The organism is Sphingobium sp. VMM, assembly GCF_056790315.1.
In genome coordinates this window covers 34,943-58,796 of sequence record NZ_JBXGSI010000013.1, presented here as the reverse complement: position 1 = coordinate 58,796, position 23,854 = coordinate 34,943, and the positions used below count along the sequence as shown (strand labels likewise).

The following is a 23,854-nucleotide window of genomic DNA, read 5'->3' as shown; positions in this document are numbered from 1 at the left end:
TTCGCCATGAAACTCATGACCGGCAATTCGAACAAGCCGCTCGCGGCCGCCATCGCCGACTATATCGAAATCCCCCTGACCGAGGCCAGCGTCCGTCGCTTTGCCGACGAAGAAGTTTTCGTGGAAATTCATGAGAATGTCCGCGGCGAAGACGTGTTCGTGATCCAGTCGACGGCCTATCCGACCAACGACAATCTGATGGAATTGCTGATCATGATCGATGCGCTCAAGCGCGCGTCGGCCAAGCGAATCACCGCCGTCGTTCCCTATTTCGGCTATGCCCGCCAAGACCGTAAGCCCGGCCCGCGTACCCCGATCAGCGCCAAGCTGGTCGCAAACCTGATCACCACCGCCGGCGCCGACCGCGTCCTCTCGGTCGATCTCCATGCCGGCCAGATCCAGGGCTTCTTCGACATCCCGACCGACAATCTGTTCGGCGCCCCGGTGATGTCGGCCGATATCCAGGCCCGTTTCGGCGACAAGAATATCATGGTCGTGTCGCCCGACGTCGGCGGCGTGGTGCGCGCCCGTGCGCTCGCCAAGCGGCTCGACAACGCGCCGCTGGCGATCGTCGACAAGCGCCGCGAGCGCGCCGGCGAGTCGGAAGTGATGAACATCATCGGCGACGTGAAGGGCCGTTTCTGCATCCTGATCGACGATATCGTCGATTCGGCCGGCACTTTGTGCAACGCCGCCGCCGCGCTGAAGGCGCAGGGCGCCGAGGAAGTCGTCGCCTATGTCAGCCATGGCGTGCTGTCGGGCGGTGCGGTCGCCCGCGTCGAGGCGTCGGAACTGCTGGAACTGGTCATCACCGACTCGATCCAGGGCACCGATGCGGTGAACGAGGCCAAGCGCATCCGCCACCTGCCAATCGCCCCGCTGCTGGGCGAAGCAATCAAGCGCATCGCGGACGAAAGCTCGGTGTCGAGCCTGTTCGACTGATCGCGACAAGGGGCGGGCAGCCGGTCGGTTGCCTTTCCTGTGACTGTCACAGACCTACGCCGGTCGAGCCTCGCTCGGCCGGCGTTGTCGTATCTGACGTCAGTGCGTCGGGAACAGGATGATCGGCAGGGCGAAGACCAGCGCCAGGCCGGAGACGATGCGCTGGCCGCGCGAGACGCCCAGCGGCAGTTCGCGCCACACCATCGGGCAGGCGAGCAGGGCGAAGACGACGAGGATGTTGGAGATCGCCACCGATCCGCCGATCGGCATGTCCTGCCGCAGCGCGAGGCCCGCGAACAGGCAGATGAAGCTCAAGATCCAGCCAACCAGCGCCATGAGGCCCCCTTTCCCTTGGGAGGCTAGAACGGCACGGTTTCCAAAAGCTTAATCGGCGTCTTCGGGGATCGGCACCCACGGGTCATAGCTGCCGAAGCTCCAGACATTCCCCTCAGGATCGAGCGCGGTATAGCCGCGCCCCGGATAGCCCGGATTGTCATGGGGTTCGTCGACCACCACCGCGCCTTCATTGCGGGCATGGAGGCAATGGGCATCGACATCGGGCACGACCATATAGACGCAGGCGGTGATGCCGCCCAGGTCGCGCACCGTCGACCAGGTGTAGAGCGATTCGCCCTCCATATCCTTGACGCTGCCCAGCATCACCATGCCCTCGCCCAGGACAAGCTGGGCATGATGGATGATGCTGTTGTCGAGATCGTCGGGATAGACGGCGTGCCGCTCGAAGCCGAAGGCGGCGCACAGGAAATCGATGGCGGCGGGTGCATCGGCATAGCGCAGGCACGGGATGACGGGAGAACCGGGCATCTTTCCTCTCCTCTTCGGTGAATCAGGATGGCTCAGTCTAGCCTAGCGCGCGCCGACCGGCTAGCGAAGGGGCATGACGACCCGCGATGACCTGGCCCTTGCCAACCGCCTTGCCGACGCCGCCGGCGCCGCCATCCGTCCCTTTTTCCGTGCGCGCTATGATCTGGAGATCAAGGCCGACAAGTCGCCGGTGACGGAGGCCGACCGCGCCGCCGAAGCCGCGATCCGCGCGATCCTGGAAAAGGAACGGCCGAACGACGGCATCATCGGCGAGGAATATGGATCGGTCCGCACCGATGCCGAGCGGGTGTGGATTCTCGATCCGATCGACGGCACGCGCAGCTTCATCGCCGGGCGGCCGATCTTCGGCACGCTGATCGCGCTGACGCAAGGCAGCTGGCCGACGATCGGCATCATCGACCAGCCGATCGCGCAGGAACGCTGGGCCGGGATGAGCGGCCAGCCCACCACCTTCAACGGCAAGCCGGTGCGCACCCGCGCCTGCAAGGCGCTGGAGGGCGCAGGGATAGCCACCACCAGCCCGCATCTGTTCGCCGAGGGCGACGTGCCCCATTATATGGCGCTGGTCGGCGCCGTGTCGGGCGGATCGCCGCGCCAGGGGCCGGTCTATGGCGGCGATTGCTATAATTATGGCCTGCTGGCGTCGGGCTTCCTCGACATCGTCATCGAATCCGGGCTGCAAAGCTATGACTTCGCCGCTTTGGTGCCGGTGGTCGAGGGCGCGGGTGGGCTGATGTGCGACTGGAATGGCGAACCGCTGACCGCCGACAGCGAAGGCCATGTGCTGGCGCTGGGCGATCCGGCACGGCTGGAGGATGTGCTGGAGGCGATCCACGGCGCGGGTGATGGGCATGACCATGGGCATCATCACGATCATTGAGGCGCCTGCAAGCGACCAAGAGCGGTCGTTCCTCCCCGGCACGGGGAGTTCAATGGAGACACGCGTCTCCATTGAACAGGCGCGGAGCGCCTGACGGAGGGGCAAGTGTCTATTGGTACTACGCTATCCGGCCTGTGCCCCTCCACCACTCGCTACGCGAGCGGTCCCCCTCCCCGTGCCGGGGAGGAATGTCTTGTTCACACCCTAATCCCCCGCCACAGCATCCCTGACAGCGGCGTCGTAGAGAGCGCGATTGCCTTCGTCGCAGCAGACGAAGAGGATTTGGTCGAAGGCATCGGGGTCGCGCCGCAGCGCTTCCGCCACGGCGCGGGCGGCGACCTTGGCGGCCTGGGCCCTGGGATAGCCATAGACGCCGGTCGAGATCGCCGGGAAGGCGACCGCGCGCAGGCCGTGGTGGCGGGCGAGCGACAGGCTGTGGCTGTAGCAGCTGGCGAGCAGGTCGCGCTCGCCCTGATTGCCGCCCTGCCAGACCGGGCCGACGGTGTGGATGACGTAGCGGGCCGGCAGCCGATAGCCGCGCGTGATCCGCGCCTCCCCGGTCGGGCAGCAACCGATGCCGACGCATTCCTCCAGCAGCTCCGGCCCGGCCGCGCTCTGGATCGCGCCGTTCACGCCGCTGCCACCGACCAGGCCATTATTGGCGGCGTTGACGATCGCGTCGACCGCGCAACGGGTGATGTCGCCCGTCACCACGTCCCAGCGCGTCGTCCCGACCATCATAGCCTCAGTCCCTGATCGGCCCGCCGATCGACCAGACATGGCCGAAGGGATCGGTGAGCTGGCCATAGCGGGCGCCCCAGAACTGGTTGTCGATCGGGAAGCGGATCGCCGCGCCGGCGGCCAGTGCGCGGCCCCACCAGCGATCGGCATCGTCCACTTCCAGATGCAGCGTGACCGCCGCCGGCTTTTCCGCCGGGGCGCCGCCGCACATTTCGGGAAAATGATCGTTCAGCATCAGCCCGCCATCATTGACCGTCAGATGGGCGTGCATGATGCGCGTGCCATCCTCTTCCAGATGGCGGCTCTGTTCGGTCGCGCCGAACGCAGCCGTGTAGAAGGCGATGGCGTCGGCGGCCTTGCCGTCGGCGATGGTCAGACGGGGCGTGACCCCCGGCAGGACGAACGGCGTGTCGCTCATGATCCTCTCCTTCGCGTCGACTCATGGGTCGAGTCGGCTGGGCCGGAGGATAGGCCCGACGCACGCCGTTCAGAAGATGCCGAGGAACTTCTTGTTCTGCGCCTTCTTCTCGGCCTTGCTGCCCTTGCCCGCTTCATCCTTCGCGGTGGTGCCGCGGCCGACATCGTCGCGCGGCTTGCCGCCACGGGTGCGCTGGGCGGCGGCATCGGCGCCGGCCAGCACCGGGCCACAGGCCGCCGCCTTGGCGTCACCCACATCGACAAATGCCAGTGTCGCGGCGATCGGCGTGGCGACGATACCCAGCGCCGCCGCCGCGCCGCCGCGCGCGATCAGGTCCGGGCTGATGACGTTGATCGACGGCCGCGCGAAATAGCCGCCAACGCCGACCGGCGACTGGCCGGACAGGAGGCTGATCTTCTTGCCATCGGCGCGGAAGGCGAGGTCGAGGCTCTCATTCCTGAACGAGAAGCCGCCCCGGCCGACCATCACATTCTTGCGCGTGTCGATCAGGATCGGGTCGGCCGCCGCCACGCCGTTGCGCACGGTGAAGGCAATGAGACCGCAATTGATCTGCACCGGATCCTTCAGCTTCTTCTCGAACATCTTGGTGATAAAGGTGCCAACATCAATTTCCGACAGCTGGACATTGCGCGCCCACATGCTGCCCGCCGGCAGGATGACGGCAATGCGGCCATTGGCAGTGGCGAGCGAGTCATGGACGGTATCGCCCAGGCCCGTCATCTGCATCCGCGCCTTGACCATGCCGGTCGTGCCCGATTGCTCGACGCCCCAGCGGGCGAGCAGCGTGCCCATCGGCGTGGGCGCCAGGCGGACGTCATAGCTCGTGCGCACCGGCTGGTTGCGGGCGTTGATCTCTATGTCCGACGCGACATGGCCGCCCGCCATGTCGAAGGTCAAAGGCGAGAGGGTCAGCAGGCTATGGTCGAGCTTCACTGTCATAGCGGCGTTGGCGATCGGCACGTTGGGCGCGCGGATCGTCTTCACGCTGTAGCGGACATTGGCGTCGAAATTGCGGATCGCCTCGATCCGCAGCGGCGCGTCGGGCAGCAGGCGCGGCGTGCCCTGCACGGTCGTGATCGCGCCCGCCCCACCCTGCGCATCCAGCCTTTGCGGATCATAGCCGATGAAGGGGCCGACATCGATGATGTCGAGCCGCTGCGTCGCCAGATCGGCATCGAGCAACAGCCGGTTGTTCGGCAACGACACGGTGAAGCGGCCAGCCAGGTCGGACGCGCCGAACCGGCCCTTCAAATGGGTGAAGCGCCACTCCTCGCCCGCCTTGGTCAGCGCGGAGGTGAAGCGATAATGACGGGTGCCGGGAATGGCGACGCCCAGGAAATCGAACAAATGGCTGAGATTGGGCCCCTGCGCCACGACGCGCAGGTCGCTGCCCTCCAGCTCGGTCGCGCCGGGCAGTGTGCCGGTCACCTCCAGCACGGTCGCGCCCGCCTGTGCCCGCAGCGCGAGGCTGTTCTTGCCGCCGGTGACGGTGGCGTTGGGCGACAGCAGGCCGCCCTTCAGCGTGAAGGGCTTGCCGCGCATCGTGCCCGTGCCCGACAGGCGGACATCGCTGGCGAAGCGGGTGTCCTGCGCCTTCACCGTCTCGAAGCCGATATCGGTCGAGAGCATCAGCACCGGATCGCGATAGCGCATCGTCGTACCGGCCAGCAGCGCGCGGCGGACGAGCGGCAGGGTCATCGGCTCGCCCTTGCGATCGGGGTCGCCCAGCGTCCATGTATTATGCTGCCGGTCGCGCGACCATTCGAGGTCGGCGGCGGCCCCCCGCAGTTCCAGCCAGGGGATGCGATATCTGCTGCCGAAGATCAGGCTCAAGGGCGCGATCCTTGCGTCGATCAGGTCGGCGCGCAGCAGGTCAGGCCGGCTGGCCCAGGGCAGGTTGGCGACGCGCATCCCCTCCGCCCGGAACTTGATCGCGATCGGCGCGAAATAGAGCTGGAAGTCGCCGCCGACCTCTACCTGCCGTTCCAGCCGGGCGGACAAGATGCGCTCGAACGACCCTTTGAGGAAGCGCCCCTTGGTGATGAAGAGGATCAGCCACAGGGCGAAGAGGATGCCGATGATCCATAACAGGATGCGCGCCGGCAGCGGCAGGGTGCGCCAGCGGTCGCGCGCGCGGCGCAGATGGACAGCCGCGCCACCGGGCTGGGCGGGCTTGGACGCGCTGGGCGGCACAGGTTCGACATCGGCCATGGCAGGGTCAACGCGGGCATGCCGCCTTTGGGTCCGAATCGCTTGCTTTTGCGGGCGCGGCCGACTATGGGCCGCCCTTCGCGATATTCAGTGAGACCGCCCGGCTAACTAGGGCTGCCGTGGCTGTCTGTAATCGTCGCGCCAAACAAGGAGACGAAAATGCCCAAGCTCAAGACCAAGAGCGGTGTGAAGAAGCGCTTCAAGTTCACCGCTTCCGGCAAGGTCAAGCACGGCGTCGCTGGCAAGCGTCACCGCCTGATCTCGCACAACGCCAAGTATATTCGCCAGAACCGTGGCACTTCCGTGCTGTCCGATGCCGACGTGGCTCACGTCCGCCTCTGGGCACCCTACGGCCTGAAGTAAGGAGTAGAGGACAATGGCACGCGTAAAACGTGGTGTAACCACCAAGGCGAAGCATAAGAGGATTTTGGTTCAGGCGAAGGGCTATTATGGCCGTCGCAAGAACACGATCCGCGTCGCTCGCCAGGCTGTCGAAAAGGCCGGCCAGTACGCTTATCGCGACCGAAAGGTCAAGAAGCGCACCTTCCGTGGCCTGTGGATCCAGCGCATCAACGCGGGTGTCCGCGCTGAAGGCCTGACCTATTCGCAGTTCATGCACGGCCTGAAGCTGGCCGGCGTCGAGCTGGACCGCAAGGTCCTGGCCGACATCGCGATGCACGAAGGCGAGGCGTTCAGCGCCATCATCGCCCAGGCCAAGGCTGCGCTGCCCGCAGCCTGAAGCTGATCGATCGCAAGATCGTCAAAGGGGCGCCGGGGCAGATGCCTTCGGCGCCCTTTTTGTTTTCCTCGACCTCCGTTCGTTTCGAGCGTGTCGAGAAACGCCCGCACTGCGCTTGCCGCTTCTCGACTTCGCTCGAAGCGAACGGTGAAGAGAGCGCCTTGGAGAAGTGATCCCATGTCGCTGCATCTCTGGTGGTTATATGTCACGGCAGTCTTCCTGATCTCGGCCACACCCGGCCCCAACATGCTGCATGTGATGACGCAGAGCATCGCCCATGGCCCGCGCAAGGCGCTGGTGACGATGGCGGGGCTGATGAGCGCCGTGCTGCTGTGCCTGATCGCGTCGGCGCTGGGCCTTGGCGCGCTGCTCAAGGCGTCGCCGCGCCTGTTCGACATATTGCGCTATGCCGGTGTCGCCTATCTCATCTGGCTGGGGATCAAGGCCTGGCGCGCGCCGGTCGGCACTGCCGACGGCGGCGATGCCGGCCCGGTCCGCTCGGCCCGTGCGCTCTATGCGACCGGCCTGCTGACGGGGCTCTCCAACCCGAAGCTCATCATCTTCGCCGCCGCGCTCTTCCCCCAGTTCATCGACCTGGCCCGCCCCTTCTGGCTGCAGCTCGCGATCCTGATCGTCAGTTTCGTGGTGATCGAGAGCTTCTGGTATTCGGTCTATGCGCTGGGCGGTCTGCGCCTCGCCCGCTGGCTGGCGCCCGCCAACCGGCAGAAGCTGTTCAACCGCGGCACCGGCCTGATGTTCATCAGCTTTGGCGGCGCGCTGCTGGGGGCACGGGCTTAACCCCCAACTCCGTCATTCCCGCGAAAGCGGGAACCCATCTCCGGAAGATGCGATGACGCGCGAGATCAACCCCACCGTTTACATTCTTGCCAGCCGCAAGAATGGCACGCTCCACACCGGCGTCACATCCGATCTCATAAAGCGCCTCTACGAGCATCGAAACGGCTTGATCGAAGGCTTCACGAAAGACTACGGCGTCAAGCGCCTGGTCTGGTTCGAACCGCATGACAGTATGGACAGCGCCATCCTGCGGGAAAAACGGATCAAGAAATGGAACAGGCAGTGGAAGATTGAGCTGATCGAAGCCGGGAATCCCGATTGGGACGATCTGGCGCTGGGCTTTGGCTTTGAGCCTTTGTCCTCTTTACGTAGCGACTGATCGATAGATCAGGAGATGGGTTCCCGCTTTCGCGGGAATGACGAAGGTTTGAGAAGATGAGTGAAATTGCCAATCTGAAAGCCGGCCTGATCGCCGACATCGAGGCTGCCGACACGCTGGACGCGCTGGAAGGGCTGCGCGTGGGCGCGCTGGGCAAGAATGGGGTCGTCACCGGCCTATTGAAGACGCTGGGCGGCATGTCGCCCGAGGAGCGTCTGGAGAAGGGCCCGCCGATCCAGGATCTGCGCGAAAGCGTGACCGCCGCGATCGCCGACCGCAAGGCCGCGCTGGAGCAGGCCGCGCTCGACGCCCGCCTCGCCTCGGAAAAGGTCGACATGACCCTGCCCGCCGATCTGGGGCCGCAGGGCAGCGTCCATGCCGTCAGCCAGGTGATGGACGAGCTGGCGGAGATCTTCGCCGACCTGGGCTTCTCGGTCGCGACGGGTCCAGAGATCGAGGACGACTGGCATAATTTCACCGCGCTCAATATCCCGGAGACGCACCCGGCGCGCGCGATGCACGACACCTTCTACTTCCCCGACGAAGAGGGACAGAAGAAGATGCTGCTGCGCACCCATACCTCGCCGGTGCAGATCCGCACCATGATGACGCAGGAACCGCCGATCCGCATCATCGCGCCCGGCCGCGTCTATCGCAGCGACTCCGACGCGACCCACACGCCGATGTTCCACCAGATCGAGGGTCTGGTGATCGACAAGGGCATCACGCTTGGTCATCTGAAGTGGACGCTGGAGACCTTCCTCAAGGCCTTTTTCGAGCGCGAGGATATCGTCCTGCGCCTGCGCCCGAGCTATTTCCCCTTCACCGAGCCGTCGGTCGAAGTCGACGTGGGCTACACGCTGACCAATGGCCAGCGCGTCATCGGCGGCGACGGCGATGCACCCGGTGGCGGCTGGCTGGAAGTGCTGGGCAGCGGCATGGTCAACCGCCGCGTGATCGAGGCATGCGGGCTTGATCCCGACGAATGGCAGGGCTTTGCCTTCGGCACCGGCGTCGATCGTCTCGCCATGCTGAAATATGGCATGAACGACCTGCGCGCCTTCTTCGACGGCGATCTGCGCTGGCTGAAACATTATGGATTTTCGGCACTCGACGTGCCCACGCTGTCGGGAGGAGTCGGCGCATGAAGTTCACCCTGAGCTGGCTCAAGACGCACCTCAAGACCGATGCCGATCTGGCCACCATTCTCAAGACGCTGAACGCCATCGGGCTGGAAGTCGAGGATGTGGAGAACCCGGCGGAGAAGCTGGGCGCGTTCAAGATCGCCAAGATCCTGACCGCCGACCGTCACCCGCAGGCCGACAAGCTGCAGGTGCTGAGCGTCGACCATGGCGACGGCAACCCGCTGCAGGTCGTGTGCGGCGCGCCCAATGCCCGCGCCGGCCTGATCGGCGTGTTCGGGGTCGAGGGCGCGGTGGTGCCGGTCAACGGCATGGTGCTCAAGAAGACCGCCATTCGCGGCGTCGAATCCAACGGCATGATGTGCTCCACCCGCGAACTGGAGCTGGGCGACGATCATGACGGCATCATCGAACTGGCCGGCGACGCGCCGGTGGGTGAAGTCTATGCGAATTGGGCCGGCCTCAACGACCCGGTCATCGATGTGTCGATCACGCCGAACCGTCAGGACTGCATGGGCGTGCGCGGCATCGCCCGCGATCTGGCGGCGGCGGGCCTGGGTACGCTGAACGCCATCATCGTGCCGGAGATTGCCGGCGTGGGTCCGGGACCGGACGTGCGCACCGACGATGTCGACGGCTGCCCCGCCTTCTTCGCCCGCTCGGTCAAGGGCGTGACCAACGGCGCCTCGCCCGAATGGATGGCGCGTCGGCTCAAGGCGATCGGCCAGAAGCCGATCAGCGCGCTGGTGGACATCACCAACTACATCATGATCGACCTCGGCCGGCCGCTGCATGTCTATGACATGGCGACGCTCAAGGGCGGTCTGGTTGCGCGCAAGGGCAAGGCCGGCGAGGAAGTGCTGGCCCTGAACGGCAAGACCTATGCGATTGACGAGACGATGACCGTCATCGCCGACGACGCGGCCGTGCATGACATTGGCGGCATCATGGGCGGCGAACATTCGGGCGCGCAGGACGGCACCACCGACGTGCTGATCGAATGCGCCTATTTCACGCCCGAGCGGATCGCGGTGACCGGCCAGAAGCTGGCGCTGACCTCAGATGCGCGCGGCCGGTTCGAGCGTGGCGTCGATCCCGCCTTCCTGGACGATGGCCTGTCGATCGCGACCAGCCTGGTCATGACCCTGTGCGGTGGCGCCGCGTCGGAAGCGACCCGCGCCGGCACCCCGCCCGCCACGCCCAGGACGGTCGCCTATGCGCCCGACCAGTGCCTGGCGCTGGCCGGCGTCGATGTGCCGCATGACGTGCAGAAGCGCATTCTGGAAAGCCTGGGTTTCGGCGTCAGCGGCGAAGCCGGCGGCATCGAATATCAGGATGGCGTGCCGGTGAGCGTGCCGGGCCACTGGACCATCAGCGTGCCGACCTGGCGCCGCGACGTCGATGGCTGGCCCGATATCGTCGAGGAAGTGGTGCGCATCGTCGGTCTGGACCATGTGCCGTCCACCCCGTTGCCGCGCGTGCCGGGCGTCGCCCGCCCGACCGCCACGGCCGAGCAACTGGTCGAGCGCCGCGTGCGCCGCACCGCCGCCGCCCGCGGCCTGGCTGAAGCGATCAACTGGTCCTTCATTTCCGAGAAGGAAGCCGCGAGCGTTGGCGGTGGCGACTGGACGCTGGCCAATCCGATCTCCGAAGACCTGAAGGTCATGCGGCCCTCGCTGCTGCCCGGCCTGCTGTCGGCGACCAAGCGCAATGTCGATCGCAGCGCCACGTCGATCCGACTGTTTGAACTCGGCCGGCGCTATTTCAAGCAGGGCGAGCGCGCTACGGTCGGCTTCGTGCTGGCCGGCGAGAGGACGCCGCGCGGCTGGCAGAGCGGCAAGGCCCAGCCCTTCGACGCGTTTGATGCCAAGGGCGAAGTGATTGCGCTGCTGGCGGCCGCCGGCGCCCCGGTCGGCAACCTCCAGACCATGCCGCTTGATTGGCACTACGAAGTTCCGATCTGGCATCCCGGCCAGTGTGCGACGCTTCGGCTCGGTCCAAAAACTGTGCTAGCCCAATTTGGCGTATTACATCCAGCGTTTGTAAAAAAATTCGGTTTGAGCGGACCTGTTGTAGCTGCTCAAATTTATCTGGATAATATTCCCCCCAAGCGCAAGAGCGGCTTCATGCGCGCGCCTTACGCGCCGCCGGCGCTGCAGGCGGTGAAGCGCGACTTCGCCTTCCTGGTGCCGGAAGCGGTCGAGGCGGATGCGCTGGTGCGCGCGGTCAAGGGCGCGGACAAGAAGGCGATCGTCGACGCCCGTCTGTTCGACGTCTTCACCGGCCCCGGCGTGGATGAAGGCCACAAGTCGCTGGCGGTAGAAATCACGCTGCAGCCGGGCGAGAAGAGCTTCGCCCAGGAAGAGCTGGACGCGATCAGCGCCGCCGTGGTCAAGGCCGCCCAGAAGCTGGGCGCGAGCCTGCGCGGCTAAAGCGAGAAAGGCCGGCGATGGACGGGAAGGCTGAACGACTTCAGGCCCGCCTCGCCGGCCTCTTCTACATCGGCACCATTGGCTGCGGCATGTTTGCCGAGGCGGTGGTGCGCGCGGCCCTGATCGTGCCGGGCAACGGGCGCGAGACGATGCGCAACATCGCCGACTATCCCTGGCTCTACCGGGCCGGCGGGGCGAGCGATGTCGCCATGCTCTGCTGCTATCTGGCGGTCACCGCCCTGCTCTATGGCCTGTTCGCGCCGACCGGGCGGGTGTTGGCGCGCATAGCCGCCCTGTTCAGCCTGACCGGCATTGCCGTGCTGGCGGGCAACAGCCTGCTCCATCTGCAGCCGCTCGCGCTGATCGATGGTGCGCCGCATCCCGGCATCCCGATGGCGGAGGTGCAGTCGCTGGTGCGGATCAGCCTCAGCCTCCACAATGATCTCTACGGCATCAGCCTCATCTTCTTCGGCATCTATTGCCTGCTGATCGGCTGGCTGGCGATCCGATCACGCCAATTGCCGGTGGCGGTCGGTGCGCTGCTGATGGCGGGCGGCGCGGTCCATCTGTTCGCCCGCAGCCTGGCGCTGCTGTCGCCGGCAATCGGCGAGGCGATCCCCGGCCAGCTCGATTTCGTGCCGTTGCTGGGCGAAGGCACCTTCGCCATCTGGCTGCTGCTGTTCGGCGCGCCGCGCCCGGCGGCGCCGGAGGTCAGCCCGTAATCTTGCAGCCCTTGGCCGATGCCATGCCGCGTAGATAGCCGCGCCGGGCGAGACCGGCGGCAATCGCGGCGCGCAGTCGACGTTCCGCCGGGGCGGCGCCGCTGATTTCCCGCACCACGCCGCGGAAGGGGATCAGCGAATTGACCAGCGACTTGCCCACACCCTCGGCGATCTTGCTAGTGCGATCCTCATTGGCTTCGCGGCCGATGGTGAAATCGGGACCAAGCACCTTGTTGAGCGCCGCCATGTCGCCATTCAGCGCCTTGCAGGTCTTGCCCGATGGCGCGGCATAGGGATTTTCCTCGGCCGCGACGAGGATCGGCGGCACCTGCGTCTTTTCGATGCCGACATCGCGAGCCGGCTGGGAGGCGATTTCGCCCGCCTTGTCGAGCGTGTCGTCCCTCTTCTTGCCCTGTTCCTGAGCGAGCGCCGACGTGCCGAGCAGCAGCAGGATGGTGGCGGTCGATACGGCAATTTTCATCATTGGTCCTCCCGCTGGCTCAACCCGCCAGCCCCCATGTCGGTTCCGCAACGTAACGATTGCGCGGCGGGCGAGACAGTCGGGATTTGCCGCGCCGGACCTTGGAATAGAACCTGATTCACGTCATCTGCGGAAGCCCAAGGTGCTTCCACAGATGACGATCCGGCTCTATGTCGCTGGGCAAACAGGAGTGTTTCGCCATGAACGACCGCATCGCCATCGCCTCCGACCAGCTGTCCGCCAGCATATCGCCGCTGGGCGCCGAACTCTGGTCGCTGACCGATGCGCAGGGGCGCGAGCTGATGACCGATGCCGACCCGCAATGGTGGACCGGCCATGCGCCCCTGCTCTTCCCCTTCGTCGGCCGGTCGCGCGGCGACGTCTATCGGCTGAACGAAGTCGACTATCCGATCGGCCAGCATGGCTTTGCCCGGACCAGCCCCTTCACCCTGGTCCATCGCAACGAGGAAGCCGCCCTGTTCCGGCTGGAGGCGGACCGGGAGACGCGCACCGTCTATCCGTTCGATTTCCGCCTCGACATGGGGTTCGTGCTGGAGGGACCGAGCCTGCGCATGACCGCCACCGTCATGAACCGGGGCGAGACGGCAATGCCCTTCTGCTTTGGCTATCACCCCGCCTTCGCCTGGCCGCTGCCCTATGGCGGCCGCGTCGAGGACCACCGTATCCTGTTCGAGCAGGCCGAACCCGCGCCGATCCGCAAGGTCGGCAGCGAGCCGGGGCTGATCGCGCTGGAAAGCGTTCCCTCCCCGGTCGAGGGGAAGGAACTGGCGCCGACCCATGCCATGTTCGCGGGCGATGCCCTCATCTGGGACGATCTCGCCAGCCGGTCGCTGACCTGGGGCGTGCCCGGCAAGTCCCACCTGAAGATCGATTTCCCCGATACGCCCTGGCTCGGCCTGTGGCAGAAGCCGGGCGCCCATTATCTGTGCGTCGAACCCTGGGCCGGCATGGCCGACCCGGTTGGCTTCACCGGCGATGTCTGGGACAAGCAGGGCGTCATGACGCTGCTGCCTGGCGACAGCCGATCCTTCCGCATGGACGTGACGCTGGTCGACGTGTAACGGGCTTTCCCAAGTTCCGTTCAGGCTGAGCGAAGTCGAAGCCCTCCACTGAGCGCAGCGAAGTGCCTCGCCTCCGCTCGGCAAGGCCCTTCGACTTCGCTCAGGGCGAACGGGTTATTTTACTCGTGCCCCAGAAAACCGCCCCATGAGCATCCCATCCCGCCGCACCTTCGCGATCATTTCCCACCCGGACGCCGGTAAGACCACGCTGACCGAAAAGCTGCTGCTGGAAGGCGGCGCGATTCATCTGGCCGGCGAGGTCAAGGCGCGCGGCGCGAACCGGCGCGCGCGATCGGACTGGATGAAGATCGAGCAGCAGCGCGGCATCTCCGTCACATCCTCGGTCATGACGTTCGAGCGGACGCGCGATGGCGAGACCATCACCTTCAACCTGCTCGACACGCCGGGTCACGAGGATTTCAGCGAGGATACCTATCGCACCCTGACCGCGGTGGACTCGGCGGTAATGGTGATCGACGCGGCCAAGGGCATCGAGCCGCAGACGCGCAAGCTGTTCGAGGTCTGCCGCCTGCGCAACGTGCCGATCATCACCTTCGTCAACAAGGTCGACCGCGAGGGCCGCGAGCTGTTCGGCCTGCTCGACGAGGTGGCGGACCAGTTGCAGCTCGACGTCTGCCCGATGAGCTGGCCGGTCGGCATGGGTGGCGAGTTCGAGGGCATTTACGACTTCGCCACCAACCGGCTGATGCAGCCCACCGGCCCGTCCAAGGAATTTGACGGCACCCGCCACCAGTTCAGCGGCCTGGATGATCCCAAGCTCGCCGATTATCTGTCCGAGCGGGGCCTGGAAAAGCTGCGCGAGGAGGCCGAACTGGCCCAGGGCGGTTATGCCGAGTTCGACCTGGAGCGCTATCGCCATGGCGACCTGACCCCGGTCTATTTCGGGTCAGCGCTCAAGCTGTTCGGCGTGACCGAGCTGATCGACGCGCTGTCGGCGCATGCGCCGCCGCCGCGCGCCCAGCCGGCCGAGCCGGCCCCGGTCGAACCCGAGGGCAGCGAAGTCACCGGCTTCATCTTCAAGGTGCAGGCCAATATGGACCCGATGCATCGCGACCGCATCGCCTTCATGCGGCTGGTGTCGGGCAAGTTCCGACGCGGCATGAAGCTGACCCCGTCGGGCAGCGGCAAGGCGCTGGCCGTCCATTCGCCGATCCTGTTCTTCGCGCAGGACCGCGAGCTGGCGGACGAGGCCTTCCCCGGCGACATCATCGGCATCCCCAATCATGGCGCGCTGCGCGTGGGCGACACGCTGAGCGAGAAGCCGGGCCTGCGCTTTACCGGCCTGCCCAATTTTGCGCCGGAAATCCTGCGCCGCGTGCAGCTGAAAGACCCGACCAAGACCAAGCAGCTGCGCAAGGCGCTGGATGACCTGTCCGAAGAGGGCGTGATCCAGGTCTTCTATCCCGAGATCGGCAGCAACTGGATTGTCGGCGTCGTCGGCCAGCTGCAGCTGGAAGTGCTGATCAGCCGGCTGGAGGCGGAATATAAGGTCGCAGCGGTGCTGGAACCCTCGCCGTTCGACACCGCCCGCTGGATCAGCGGCGACGATCAGGCGATCAAGGATCTGGTCGCCTATAATGGCGCCAACATGGCCAAGGATCGCGACGGCAATCTGGTGTTCATGGCGCGCAGCGCCTGGGACATCGGCTATCAGCAGGAGCGCCATCCCAAGGTGAAGTTCAGCGCCACCAAGGAGCGCTAAGCCGACAGCGAAAGTGACAGGGCAACGCCCTGTCACCTCGCGGGTCAGGCCGTCACCCAATCCTTGCGCAGCGCCTTGCCGGCGAGCGCCATGAACAGGCCGGCGAGCAGGTAGAAGCCGAGCGCCGCGACGATGGCGTAGCGCAGCGCTTCCTGGCCATAGGTCGGGGTCAGCGCATCGGACAGGGCGCCGACGCTCCAGCTGCCAAGACCAAGCCCGACGAGATTGTTGATCAGCAGGAAGGTCGCCGAGGCGCTGGCCCGCATATGCGGCGGCACCAGATGCTGCACGGCGGTCAGCACCGGGCCGAGCCAGACATAGACCAAAGCCTGCGGGATGAGGAACAGGGCGAAGGCGAAGGATACGCTGGATGACAGCACGCCGACCACGAACAAGGGCATGCCGATCACATAGCTGATCGCGGGCACCCAGGCGAACCAGGCCTTGTCCCTATTGCCCATGGCGTCGCCCAGGAAACCGCCGAGCAGCACGCCCGCGACCCCGCCCAGCAGCAGCAGCCCGCCCAGAAACTGGCCCGCGCCCAGCAGGTCAAGGCCGAAGCTGCGCATCAGCAGGCTGGGCAACCAGAAGGCGACGCCATAGCCGCACATCGAGCTGCACGCTGCGCCCAATGCCAGGAACCAGAAGCTGCGTTTGGCCGCGAGAATGCCGAACACCGCGCTGACCGGCACGGGCGTGCCAGACTGCACCGGGCGGGCCGGTTCGCGCACCACCAGGCGGAAGAGCGGCGCGATGAGGATGCCCATGATGCCGACCGCGATGAAGGCCGTGCGCCATTCGACGGTCTGGGCGATATAGCCGCCCAGCAGCACGCCGCCGGCCGAACCCAGCGGAATGCCGAGCGAATAGATGGAGAGGGCGCGGGCGCGCTGATGCTGCGGGAAATAGTCGGAGATGACCGCATAGGAGGGGGCGACGCCGCCCGCCTCCCCCACGCCGACGCCGATGCGGAACAGGAACATCTGCATGAAATTGCCGGCCATGCCGCAGAGTGCGGTGAAGCCGCTCCACACCGCCAGACTGACGGTGATGACCCAGGTGCGACTGGTCCGGTCGGCCAGCAGCGCCAGCGGGATCGCCAGCGTCGAGTAGAGAAGCGCGAAGGCGATGCCGCCCAGCGCGCCAAGCTGGGTATCGGTCAGCCCCAGCTCCGCCTTGATCGGCCCGGCGAGGATGCCCAGGATCTGCCGGTCGAGGAAGTTGAAGGTATAGACCAGCAGCAGCATCGCCAGCACGACGCCACGATAGGCGGGGGAAGAGGTTCGGTCGGTCATAGACGGCTACCCATCTCCGTTCAGTTCGAGCTTGTCGAGCACCGTTGCGCAGGGGTTCTCGACAAGCTCGAACCGAACGGATGGGAAGCGCAGCTTAGAACTTGACCGAACCGGTCACGAACACCTGGCGCGGATTGCCGTAGAAGGCGGTCAGCGTGCCTTCCTTGCCGAGCGAGGGGGTGGGATAGCCGGCCGCATTGTTGATGATTGCACCGGTCACCGGATTGGCCGCGACGAAGGTATAGCCCGAGGTCTTATATTCCTTGTCGAGCAGGTTTTTGCCATGGACGCCGATGCTCCAGCGATCGCTGGGCGCGGTATAGACCAGGCTCGCATCCCAGAGCGCATAGCCCTTCTGGTCGATATAGGGGTTGGGGATTTCGAACTGATAGGTCTTGGAGCGCCAGGAGACGGTGCTGCCGAAATAGAGGCTGCCATCGCCCACCGGGACATTGTAGCTGAGCGTGCCGCTGGCGGTCCATTTCGGCGTGTTCTGGACCCGGCGATAGTCGGCGACATCGGTCGGCACGCTGGCGATATTGGCGATATATTCGCGATAATCGGCGTCGATGAAGCCGATCGCGGTCTGCAGGTTCAGGCGGTCGCCGCCGCTGAAGATATCGCGGCCAAGGCGGGCATTGCTTTCGAACTCCAGCCCCTTGAAGCGCGCCTTGCCGGCGTTGGACACGACACCGCAGAAGGAGGGGGTGGGCACGCCGCCGACATTGACGGTGCAGGCGACCGAGCCGGGGATCTGCACATCCTTGTAATCGGCATAGAAGCCGGCGACCGCGACATAGAGGGCGCCGTCCATCAGATTGCCCTTGTAGCCGACTTCATAGCTGTCGACCTGTTCGGGCGCGAAGCTGAGGAAGGAGGCAATTTCGCTGTCCTGACGGATGCCATCGCCATTGAGGTCGGGCGCGTTGGTGCCGACCCCGCGCGGGTCGAAGCCGCCGCCCTTGAAGCCCTTGGAATAGCTGGCGTAGATATTGTGATCGGCGGTCGGCTTGTAGCTGACCGAGAAGCGCGGCGTGAATTTCTTGAACTCGCGTTCGCCACGGAAATTGGTGCTGGGCGCACCAAAGGGAATGCCCGCCCCGTCGAACACCGGCGAGCCGCCGCCCAGATAGCTTTGCCGCAGGATATTGGCCCGGCGCGTGTCCCAGGTATAGCGACCACCGGCCGACAGGCTGAGCTGATCGGTCAGGTCGAAGCTCATGTCGCCGAACACGGCATAGGTTTCGGTGTCGACATTGGCCTGGGTGAAGGCGGTCAGCCCGGCCACGGTGGTGAAGATGCGGGTATCGAACTGGGTGTCGGCGCTGGCATCAAGATAATAGAAGCCGACCATGCCGTGCAGCCGGCCCTTGTCATAGAGAAGCTGGAATTCCTGGCTGAGCTGCTCATTCTTGTAATAGGCCGGCACGTCGACATCGACGGCGGGGAGCGCGTCGAAGTCGATTGGCGAGGCGCTGTCATCCTTGCGCCAGGCGCTGATCGAGCGCAGCGTCACCGCATCATTGAGTTCGGCCGTCAGGTTCATCGACAGACCGTAGGACTTCACATATTGCTTGGGATCGACCAGCCCGCCACGGGTGTCGAACACATCGTCCAGCACCGGCGCGCCCGATGCCTGGCCCGGAATCAGGCGGTGGCCGCCACGCGGGTTGCTGTTATCCTTGGTATAGTCGCCGGTGATGCGCATCAGCACCGGCGCGCCATAGCCGCCCATTTCGAAGGTGGCGCGGCCGGCCCAGATATCCTTGTTATAATTATCCTGCCCGGTGGTGAGATTCTTGCCGAAGCCGCCGCGCGACAGGCGGGCGAAGGCGCCACCGACGCGCATCAGGTCGCCGATCGGCGCCGACACGCTGATGATGCCATCGGCCTGATCATAGCTGCCATAGCTGCCCTTGAGCTTGAGCGAGAAGTCCTGCGGCAGCATCTTCGTGACATATTTGACCGCGCCGCCGATCGTGTTGCGGCCATAGAGCGTGCCCTGCGGCCCGCGCAGCACCTCGATCCGTTCGACGTCATAGATGTCGAGCAGCGCGCCCTGCGGCCGGTTGAGATAGACATCGTCGAGATAGATGCCGACGCCCTGTTCGAAGCCGGAAACCGGATCCTGCTGGCCGACACCGCGGATGAAGGCGGTCAGCGTCGAATTGGTGCCGCGCGACGCCTCCAGCGTGGTGTTGGGGGTGACATTGGCGAGGTCGCTGATGTCGATCGCCCCGCCCCGTTCCAGATCGGCGCCAGAGAAGGCGCTGACCGCGATCGGTACCGACACCAGCGTTTCCTCACGCCGGCGGGCGGTGACGATGATGCCGGCTTCTTCGGTGTCTGCGGCGGGCGCCGACGCGTCCTGCGCGAAGGCGGGGAATGCCATCGCGCCGGTCCAGGCGGCGGATGCGAGGGCAAGGGCACGAATGCTGTGATGGGCCTTCATCGGCGTTTCCTCTCCTGAAGCGGCCCCCGGTCATCCGGGTAGCCAATCTGCTTGCCCTTTGAATAATGAAAGTTGAACCAGCTTTCAACTTCAAATATGAGGGACGACGAACAAGGCCACCAGACGTCCTCAAATGATTGAAAAGGCACGTATTGGTAGGCGGAGGGAGAGAGCATGACCGATCCGGCTTCCCCACGGGATGAGAGACGCGATGACAAGGCGCCACGCACCGCGCGGGGCGAACGGACGCTTCGCGCGCTGCTGTCGGCGGCGGCAGAGGAGTTTGGCGAGAAGGGTTTCCACGACGGGTCGATCAGCGGCATCACCCGCCGGGCGGGCTGTGCGCTGGGCAGTTTCTACACCTATTTCGACAGCAAGGACGACATTTTCCGCGCGCTGGTCAACGACATGTCGGGCCAGGTGCGCGACTATGTCTCGCCGCGCATCGCCGATGCCCGTAACGGGATCGAGGCGGAGCGGATCGGCCTCTTAAGCTTCCTGGAGTTCGCCCGCGCCCACAAGGAAATCTACCGCATCATCGACGAGGCCGAGTTCGTCGACCAGGCCGCCTATCGCGCCCATTATGAGAATACCGCCACCCGCATGGCCGCGCGCCTGAAGAAGGCCGCGCAGCAGGGCGACGTGCGCGCGGACGTGGAAGAGGTCCATGCCTGGGCGATCATGGGGATGAATGTTTTCCTGGGGTTGCGCTATGGCGTGTGGGACGACAGCCGCCCCGCGCAGGAGATTGCCGACATCGCCAACGCGTTGATCGAGAAGGGGATCGGCAAGCGCGCTTGAGGGTTGCACCGCTGCCGCTTATCGGGACAAGCACCGATGGTCGTGCCCTGCCCCTGCTGATAGGGCCGGGCGTCAGGCCCCAAAGCAAAAGGCGGACAGGCGATGCGCACACTCCAAAAACAGACATTCCTTCTGGCATCGATCCTGCTGGTCAGCGGCTGTGCGACCACCGCCACGCCGCCGTCAGCCAGCGCCCCGGTGCCGCCGACCACGATCGAGGCGGTCGGGCAGCTGACCAAGGCCATCCCCTTCCCGCGCGGCTATCTCGACCCCGCCGCCCTGCCCAACAGCCTGACCCTGCTGCCGCCCCCGCCCGCCCCCGGCACCGCCGCCAAGGCCGCCGATGAGGAAGCCTATCGCGCCGCGCTCGCCGCGCCGGCCGATCGCCAGGCGCTGGCCGCGTCGGACGCGGACCTGGGCTGGCCGCACATGGTCCAGTCGTTCGAGCCGATCGCCGGCCTGTCGCTGTCGGACGGCACCCACCCGCACCTGACCATGTTGCTGCGCCGCGCGGCGGCCGACGCCGCCTTCTCCACCTCGCGCGCCAAGGGCCATTATCAGCGGGTGCGCCCGTTCGTGGAGCATGACGGCAATACCTGCCGCCCACAGGACGAGCCGATGCTGCGCAAGGACGGCTCCTATCCATCGGGCCATACCGCGATCGGCTGGATGCTGGCGCTGGTCCTGACCGACGTCATGCCCGACAAGCAGGATGCCCTGCTCAAGCGCGGTTATGAATTTGGCGAGAGCCGGGTCATCTGTCGCGCCCATTGGCTGAGCGACACGCTGGCCGGCCGGGTCGTGGCATCGGCCACCTATGCGCGGTTGCAGTCCGATCCGGTGTTCCGTGCCCAGCGCGAACTGGCGCGGCAGGAATTGGCGGCGCCGCGCTGATCCAGCCGCTTTGCCTTTGGCGCGGAAGCCGCTAAAGCCGCGCTCCATGAGCGACGCTGCAGCAAAACCCGCCCCCAAGGACTGGATTCTCGGCATTCATGCCTATGTGCCGGGCAAGTCCGCCGCCGATGACGGCCGGCCGCTGATCAAGCTGTCCGCCAACGAGAACCCGCTCGGCACCGGCGCGGCTGCCCGCGCGGCGCTGGTGGCGGCGACGGCGGACCTGGCCACCTATCCCGATCCCGGCGCGGCCAGGCTGCGCGAGGCGATCGGCGCGGTCCATGGCCTTGATCCCGCCCGCATCATCTATGGCACCGGGTCGGACGAACTGCTGCATATCGCCGCCAGCGCCTATGCCGGGCCGGGCGACGAGGTGCTTTATGTGCGCTACGGCTTTTCGGTCTATGACATCGCCGCCCGCCGCGTCGGCGCGACGCCGATCGAGGCGCCCGACGCCGATTATGCCACCGATGTCGACGCGCTGCTGGCCTGCGTGACGGAGAAGACCAAGGTCGTCTTCCTCGCCAACCCCAACAACCCGACCGGCACCATGACCAGCCGGGAGGAGATTGCGCGGCTGCACGCCGGGCTGCGCCCCGACATTCTCTTCGTGCTGGACCAGGCCTATGCCGAATATCTGGACGCGGACGAGGATGATGCGGGGCTGGAACTGGCGAAGACCGCCAGCAACGTGTTCGTCACCCGCACCTTCTCGAAAATCTATGGTCTGGCCGCTGAGCGGATCGGCTGGGGCTATGCCAGCCAGGATGTGATCGACATCCTCCACCGCATCCGCGCGCCGTTCAACGTGACCACCGCCGGCCAGGCCGCTGCGGTCGCCGCGATCCAGGATAATGAATGGGTCGAGGCGAGCCGCGCCCATAATGCGCAATGGCGCGAATGGCTGGCCGGCGAGATCGCGTCCCTCTCCAACCATGGCCTGCGCGCGGTGCCGAGCCGCACCAATTTCCTGCTGATCCTGTTCGACGGCAAGCTGACCGCCGAGGCGGCGATGAAAGGGCTGTGGGACGAGGGCTATGCCACCCGCTGGCTGCCCGGCCAGGGCCTGCCCAATGGCCTGCGCATCACCATCGGCACCGAGGGACAGACCCGCGCCGTCGCCGCCAAGCTGCGCGCCATGGCGGAGGCGGCCTGACGCTATGCTGCCCTTTTCCCGTGTCACCATCATCGGCCTTGGCCTGATCGGATCCTCGCTGGCGCGGGCGATCCGCGAATATATGCCGACCGTCCGTGTCACCGGCCATGATGCCGATCCGGCGGTGCGCGAAACCGCCCGCCGCATCGACCTGTGCGACGACATCACCGATACGGCCAGCGCTTCGGTGACCGACGCCGAACTGGTGATATTGTGCGTGCCGGTGCGCGCCATGGGCGCGGCAGCGGCGGAGATTGCCGACGAGTTGCCGGCCGATGCGATCATCAGCGACGTGGGTTCGTGCAAGGCGGACGTGCTGGCGCAGCTCAACGCCGCTTTGCCCGGCCGCATCATCATTCCGGCGCATCCGGTGGCCGGCACCGAAAATAGCGGGCCGGAAGCGGGCTTTGCCACCCTGTTCAAGGGCCGCTGGTCGATCGTCACCCCGCCCGCCGATGCCAATCCGGCGGCGGTCGAGCGGGTGTCGGAACTGTGGCGCCGGGTCGGTGCCGATGTCGAGACGATGGACCCGGCGCATCATGACCTGGTGCTGGCGGTGACCAGTCATTTGCCGCACCTGATCGCCTATACGATCGTCGGCACGGCCAGCGACCTGGAGAATGTCACCCAGAGCGAGGTGATCAAATATTCGGCCGGCGGCTTCCGCGACTTCACCCGTATCGCCGCATCGGACCCGACTATGTGGCGCGACGTGTTCCTGGCGAACAAGGACGCAGTGCTGGAAATGCTGCAGCGTTTCTCGGAGGATCTGTCGACCCTACAGCGGGCGATCCGCTGGAATGACGGCGACACGCTGTTCAACCTGTTCACGCGCACCCGCGCGATCCGCCGGTCGATCATCGAACAGGGCCAGGACGACGCCAAGCCCGACTTCGGCCGGTCGCATTGATAGCAAGCTGCCATGATGCTTAAGCATCAGCAGCTTGAAACGCTCAGGCGCCGCGCGGGCTTGGCAAAGCGCCAAGGGCGCTTTGCGAATCTGTTCAATTGAGCGCGTTGATCGCGGCGTGGACGCGGATCTCGGCCTCCTTGCGGTCGAGGCCGGTGGGGACGATCTCACCCACCTTGTAGGTGATCGTGCCGGGGCGCTTGAGGAACTTGCCGCGCGGTGAGACGACGCCGCTGTCGATCGCGATCGGCACCACCGGCAGGCCGAGCAGGCTGTAGAGGCCGGCAAAGCCCGACTTGAGCGGCGGCGCTTCGCCATGGGGAACGCGCGTGCCTTCGGGGAACAGGCAGACCGCCCGCCCCTGCGCCACGGCGTCCTTGGCGGAGGCACGCAAGGTTCGCAGCGCGCTGGCGCCGGCGGTCCGCTCGATCGGGATCAGGCCGTAGCGCCGGGCGATGCCGCCCCAGAAGGGAATATCGAGCAGTTCCCGTTTCGCACCGATCACCGGCCGGTCGAACAGGCAGAGCAGGTCGATCGTCTCGAACATCGATTCATGCTTGATGATGTAGAGATAGGGACCGATCGGCAGGTCGCCATCGACCACGATCCGCTGCCCCAATATCCAGCGCACGCAGAGGCGATGAAAGCGGCTCCAGCCGGTCGCCGCCGACTGGACATGCGCGGGCTTGAACATCCCGCCGATGACGGCCGCCAGCACGAAGAAGGCCGTGCCGACATAGAAGGCCAGCATGAAGACGAGCGAGCGAAGGGCAATGAACAGGGTCATGG

At 65.8% G+C, this 23,854-nt stretch carries 24 protein-coding genes; 15 read left to right on the top strand and 9 right to left on the bottom strand.

Annotated elements, in window-relative coordinates:
* The first annotated feature begins 6 nt into the window (after positions 1-6).
* Positions 7-942: a ribose-phosphate pyrophosphokinase gene (locus ACUCV3_RS17120; RefSeq protein ID WP_026109493.1), complete on the top strand. Its 936-nt coding sequence runs from the start codon at positions 7-9 to the stop codon at positions 940-942.
* Positions 943-1,041: 99 nt separating this feature from the next.
* Here the strand turns inward: ACUCV3_RS17120 and ACUCV3_RS17115 are convergent, their stop codons facing one another.
* Entirely contained in the window at positions 1,042-1,278 is a 237-nt protein-coding gene (locus ACUCV3_RS17115; protein WP_037509997.1) for a hypothetical protein, read from the bottom strand.
* 48 nt (positions 1,279-1,326) lie between these two features.
* The gene (locus ACUCV3_RS17110) at positions 1,327-1,767 is read right to left on the bottom strand and encodes a VOC family protein (RefSeq protein WP_069336013.1); all 441 of its coding nucleotides are present in this window, start codon (positions 1,765-1,767) and stop codon (positions 1,327-1,329) included.
* A 73-nt stretch (positions 1,768-1,840) separates the two neighbouring features.
* Between ACUCV3_RS17110 and ACUCV3_RS17105 the strand changes: the two genes are divergently transcribed.
* Positions 1,841-2,668, top strand: coding sequence for an inositol monophosphatase family protein (locus ACUCV3_RS17105; protein ID WP_010338667.1), 828 nt, complete (start codon positions 1,841-1,843; stop codon positions 2,666-2,668).
* A gap of 204 nt (positions 2,669-2,872) precedes the next feature.
* Here ACUCV3_RS17105 and ACUCV3_RS17100 read toward each other — a convergent pair whose 3' ends face one another.
* The 3 genes from ACUCV3_RS17100 to ACUCV3_RS17090 all read right to left on the bottom strand — a co-directional run bounded on the left by ACUCV3_RS17100 (position 2,873) and on the right by ACUCV3_RS17090 (position 6,059).
* Positions 2,873-3,409, bottom strand: coding sequence for an O-acetyl-ADP-ribose deacetylase (locus ACUCV3_RS17100; protein WP_279728044.1), 537 nt, complete (start codon positions 3,407-3,409; stop codon positions 2,873-2,875).
* Between the two features lie 4 nt (positions 3,410-3,413).
* The gene (locus tag ACUCV3_RS17095; protein WP_482240922.1) at positions 3,414-3,827 is read right to left on the bottom strand and encodes a VOC family protein; all 414 of its coding nucleotides are present in this window, start codon (positions 3,825-3,827) and stop codon (positions 3,414-3,416) included.
* 69 nt (positions 3,828-3,896) lie between these two features.
* Positions 3,897-6,059 carry an AsmA family protein gene (locus tag ACUCV3_RS17090; protein WP_482240921.1) on the bottom strand — a complete coding sequence of 721 codons (2,163 nt, stop codon included), beginning with the start codon at positions 6,057-6,059 and terminating at the stop codon, positions 3,897-3,899.
* A 159-nt stretch (positions 6,060-6,218) separates the two neighbouring features.
* On the opposite strand from ACUCV3_RS17090, the gene rpmI reads away from it, so the two are divergent.
* The 7 genes from rpmI (at position 6,219) to ACUCV3_RS17055 (ending at position 12,271) form a co-directional block, all read left to right on the top strand.
* Entirely contained in the window at positions 6,219-6,422 is a 204-nt protein-coding gene (gene rpmI / locus ACUCV3_RS17085; RefSeq protein ID WP_004208916.1) for a 50S ribosomal protein L35, read from the top strand.
* A gap of 13 nt (positions 6,423-6,435) precedes the next feature.
* On the top strand, positions 6,436-6,798 hold the full coding sequence (gene rplT, locus ACUCV3_RS17080) for a 50S ribosomal protein L20 (RefSeq protein ID WP_004208917.1): 363 nt from the start codon (positions 6,436-6,438) through the stop codon (positions 6,796-6,798).
* Positions 6,799-6,975: 177 nt separating this feature from the next.
* Entirely contained in the window at positions 6,976-7,596 is a 621-nt protein-coding gene (locus tag ACUCV3_RS17075) for a LysE family translocator (protein ID WP_279728048.1), read from the top strand.
* A 52-nt stretch (positions 7,597-7,648) separates the two neighbouring features.
* Positions 7,649-7,975: a GIY-YIG nuclease family protein gene (locus ACUCV3_RS17070; protein ID WP_279728049.1), complete on the top strand. Its 327-nt coding sequence runs from the start codon at positions 7,649-7,651 to the stop codon at positions 7,973-7,975.
* A gap of 56 nt (positions 7,976-8,031) precedes the next feature.
* Positions 8,032-9,123 (top strand): phenylalanine--tRNA ligase subunit alpha, encoded by a 1,092-nt coding sequence (gene pheS, locus ACUCV3_RS17065; RefSeq protein WP_279728050.1) that lies wholly within the window; start codon positions 8,032-8,034, stop codon positions 9,121-9,123.
* Positions 9,120-11,549, top strand: a complete 2,430-nt coding sequence (gene pheT / locus ACUCV3_RS17060; RefSeq protein ID WP_482240920.1) for a phenylalanine--tRNA ligase subunit beta — start codon at positions 9,120-9,122, stop codon at positions 11,547-11,549. The genes pheS and pheT overlap by 4 nt, the downstream gene beginning before the upstream one ends.
* Before the next feature lie 17 nt (positions 11,550-11,566).
* The gene (locus ACUCV3_RS17055; protein ID WP_482240919.1) at positions 11,567-12,271 is read left to right on the top strand and encodes a DUF4386 domain-containing protein; all 705 of its coding nucleotides are present in this window, start codon (positions 11,567-11,569) and stop codon (positions 12,269-12,271) included.
* Here ACUCV3_RS17055 and ACUCV3_RS17050 read toward each other — a convergent pair.
* Positions 12,261-12,755 (bottom strand): hypothetical protein, encoded by a 495-nt coding sequence (locus tag ACUCV3_RS17050; protein ID WP_004208924.1) that lies wholly within the window; start codon positions 12,753-12,755, stop codon positions 12,261-12,263. The genes ACUCV3_RS17055 and ACUCV3_RS17050 overlap by 11 nt on opposite strands.
* A 197-nt stretch (positions 12,756-12,952) precedes the next feature.
* Between ACUCV3_RS17050 and ACUCV3_RS17045 the strand changes: the two genes are divergently transcribed.
* Positions 12,953-13,834 carry an aldose 1-epimerase family protein gene (locus ACUCV3_RS17045; protein WP_279728053.1) on the top strand — a complete coding sequence of 294 codons (882 nt, stop codon included), beginning with the start codon at positions 12,953-12,955 and terminating at the stop codon, positions 13,832-13,834.
* 145 nt (positions 13,835-13,979) lie between these two features.
* A complete protein-coding gene (locus ACUCV3_RS17040) occupies positions 13,980-15,557 on the top strand; it encodes a peptide chain release factor 3 (protein ID WP_017502740.1) in 1,578 nt (525 codons plus the stop codon).
* Between the two features lie 44 nt (positions 15,558-15,601).
* Here the strand turns inward: ACUCV3_RS17040 and ACUCV3_RS17035 are convergent, their stop codons facing one another.
* Positions 15,602-16,852: a spinster family MFS transporter gene (locus ACUCV3_RS17035; RefSeq protein WP_279728054.1), complete on the bottom strand. Its 1,251-nt coding sequence runs from the start codon at positions 16,850-16,852 to the stop codon at positions 15,602-15,604.
* A gap of 94 nt (positions 16,853-16,946) precedes the next feature.
* Positions 16,947-19,304, bottom strand: a complete 2,358-nt coding sequence (locus ACUCV3_RS17030; protein WP_279728055.1) for a TonB-dependent receptor — start codon at positions 19,302-19,304, stop codon at positions 16,947-16,949.
* A 174-nt stretch (positions 19,305-19,478) separates the two neighbouring features.
* On the opposite strand from ACUCV3_RS17030, the gene ACUCV3_RS17025 reads away from it, so the two are divergent.
* From ACUCV3_RS17025 to ACUCV3_RS17010, 4 genes are all read left to right on the top strand, one after another.
* A complete protein-coding gene (locus tag ACUCV3_RS17025; RefSeq protein WP_125988648.1) occupies positions 19,479-20,105 on the top strand; it encodes a TetR/AcrR family transcriptional regulator in 627 nt (208 codons plus the stop codon).
* Between the two features lie 102 nt (positions 20,106-20,207).
* Positions 20,208-20,999: an acid phosphatase gene (locus tag ACUCV3_RS17020; protein WP_048938559.1), complete on the top strand. Its 792-nt coding sequence runs from the start codon at positions 20,208-20,210 to the stop codon at positions 20,997-20,999.
* A 46-nt stretch (positions 21,000-21,045) separates the two neighbouring features.
* A complete protein-coding gene (gene hisC, locus ACUCV3_RS17015; protein WP_279728056.1) occupies positions 21,046-22,155 on the top strand; it encodes a histidinol-phosphate transaminase in 1,110 nt (369 codons plus the stop codon).
* 4 nt (positions 22,156-22,159) lie between these two features.
* Positions 22,160-23,065 (top strand): prephenate/arogenate dehydrogenase family protein, encoded by a 906-nt coding sequence (locus tag ACUCV3_RS17010; RefSeq protein ID WP_048938557.1) that lies wholly within the window; start codon positions 22,160-22,162, stop codon positions 23,063-23,065.
* A gap of 94 nt (positions 23,066-23,159) precedes the next feature.
* Here the strand turns inward: ACUCV3_RS17010 and ACUCV3_RS17005 are convergent, their stop codons facing one another.
* On the bottom strand, positions 23,160-23,852 hold the full coding sequence (locus ACUCV3_RS17005; protein ID WP_037509970.1) for a lysophospholipid acyltransferase family protein: 693 nt from the start codon (positions 23,850-23,852) through the stop codon (positions 23,160-23,162).
* Between the last annotated feature and the right edge of the window lie 2 nt (positions 23,853-23,854).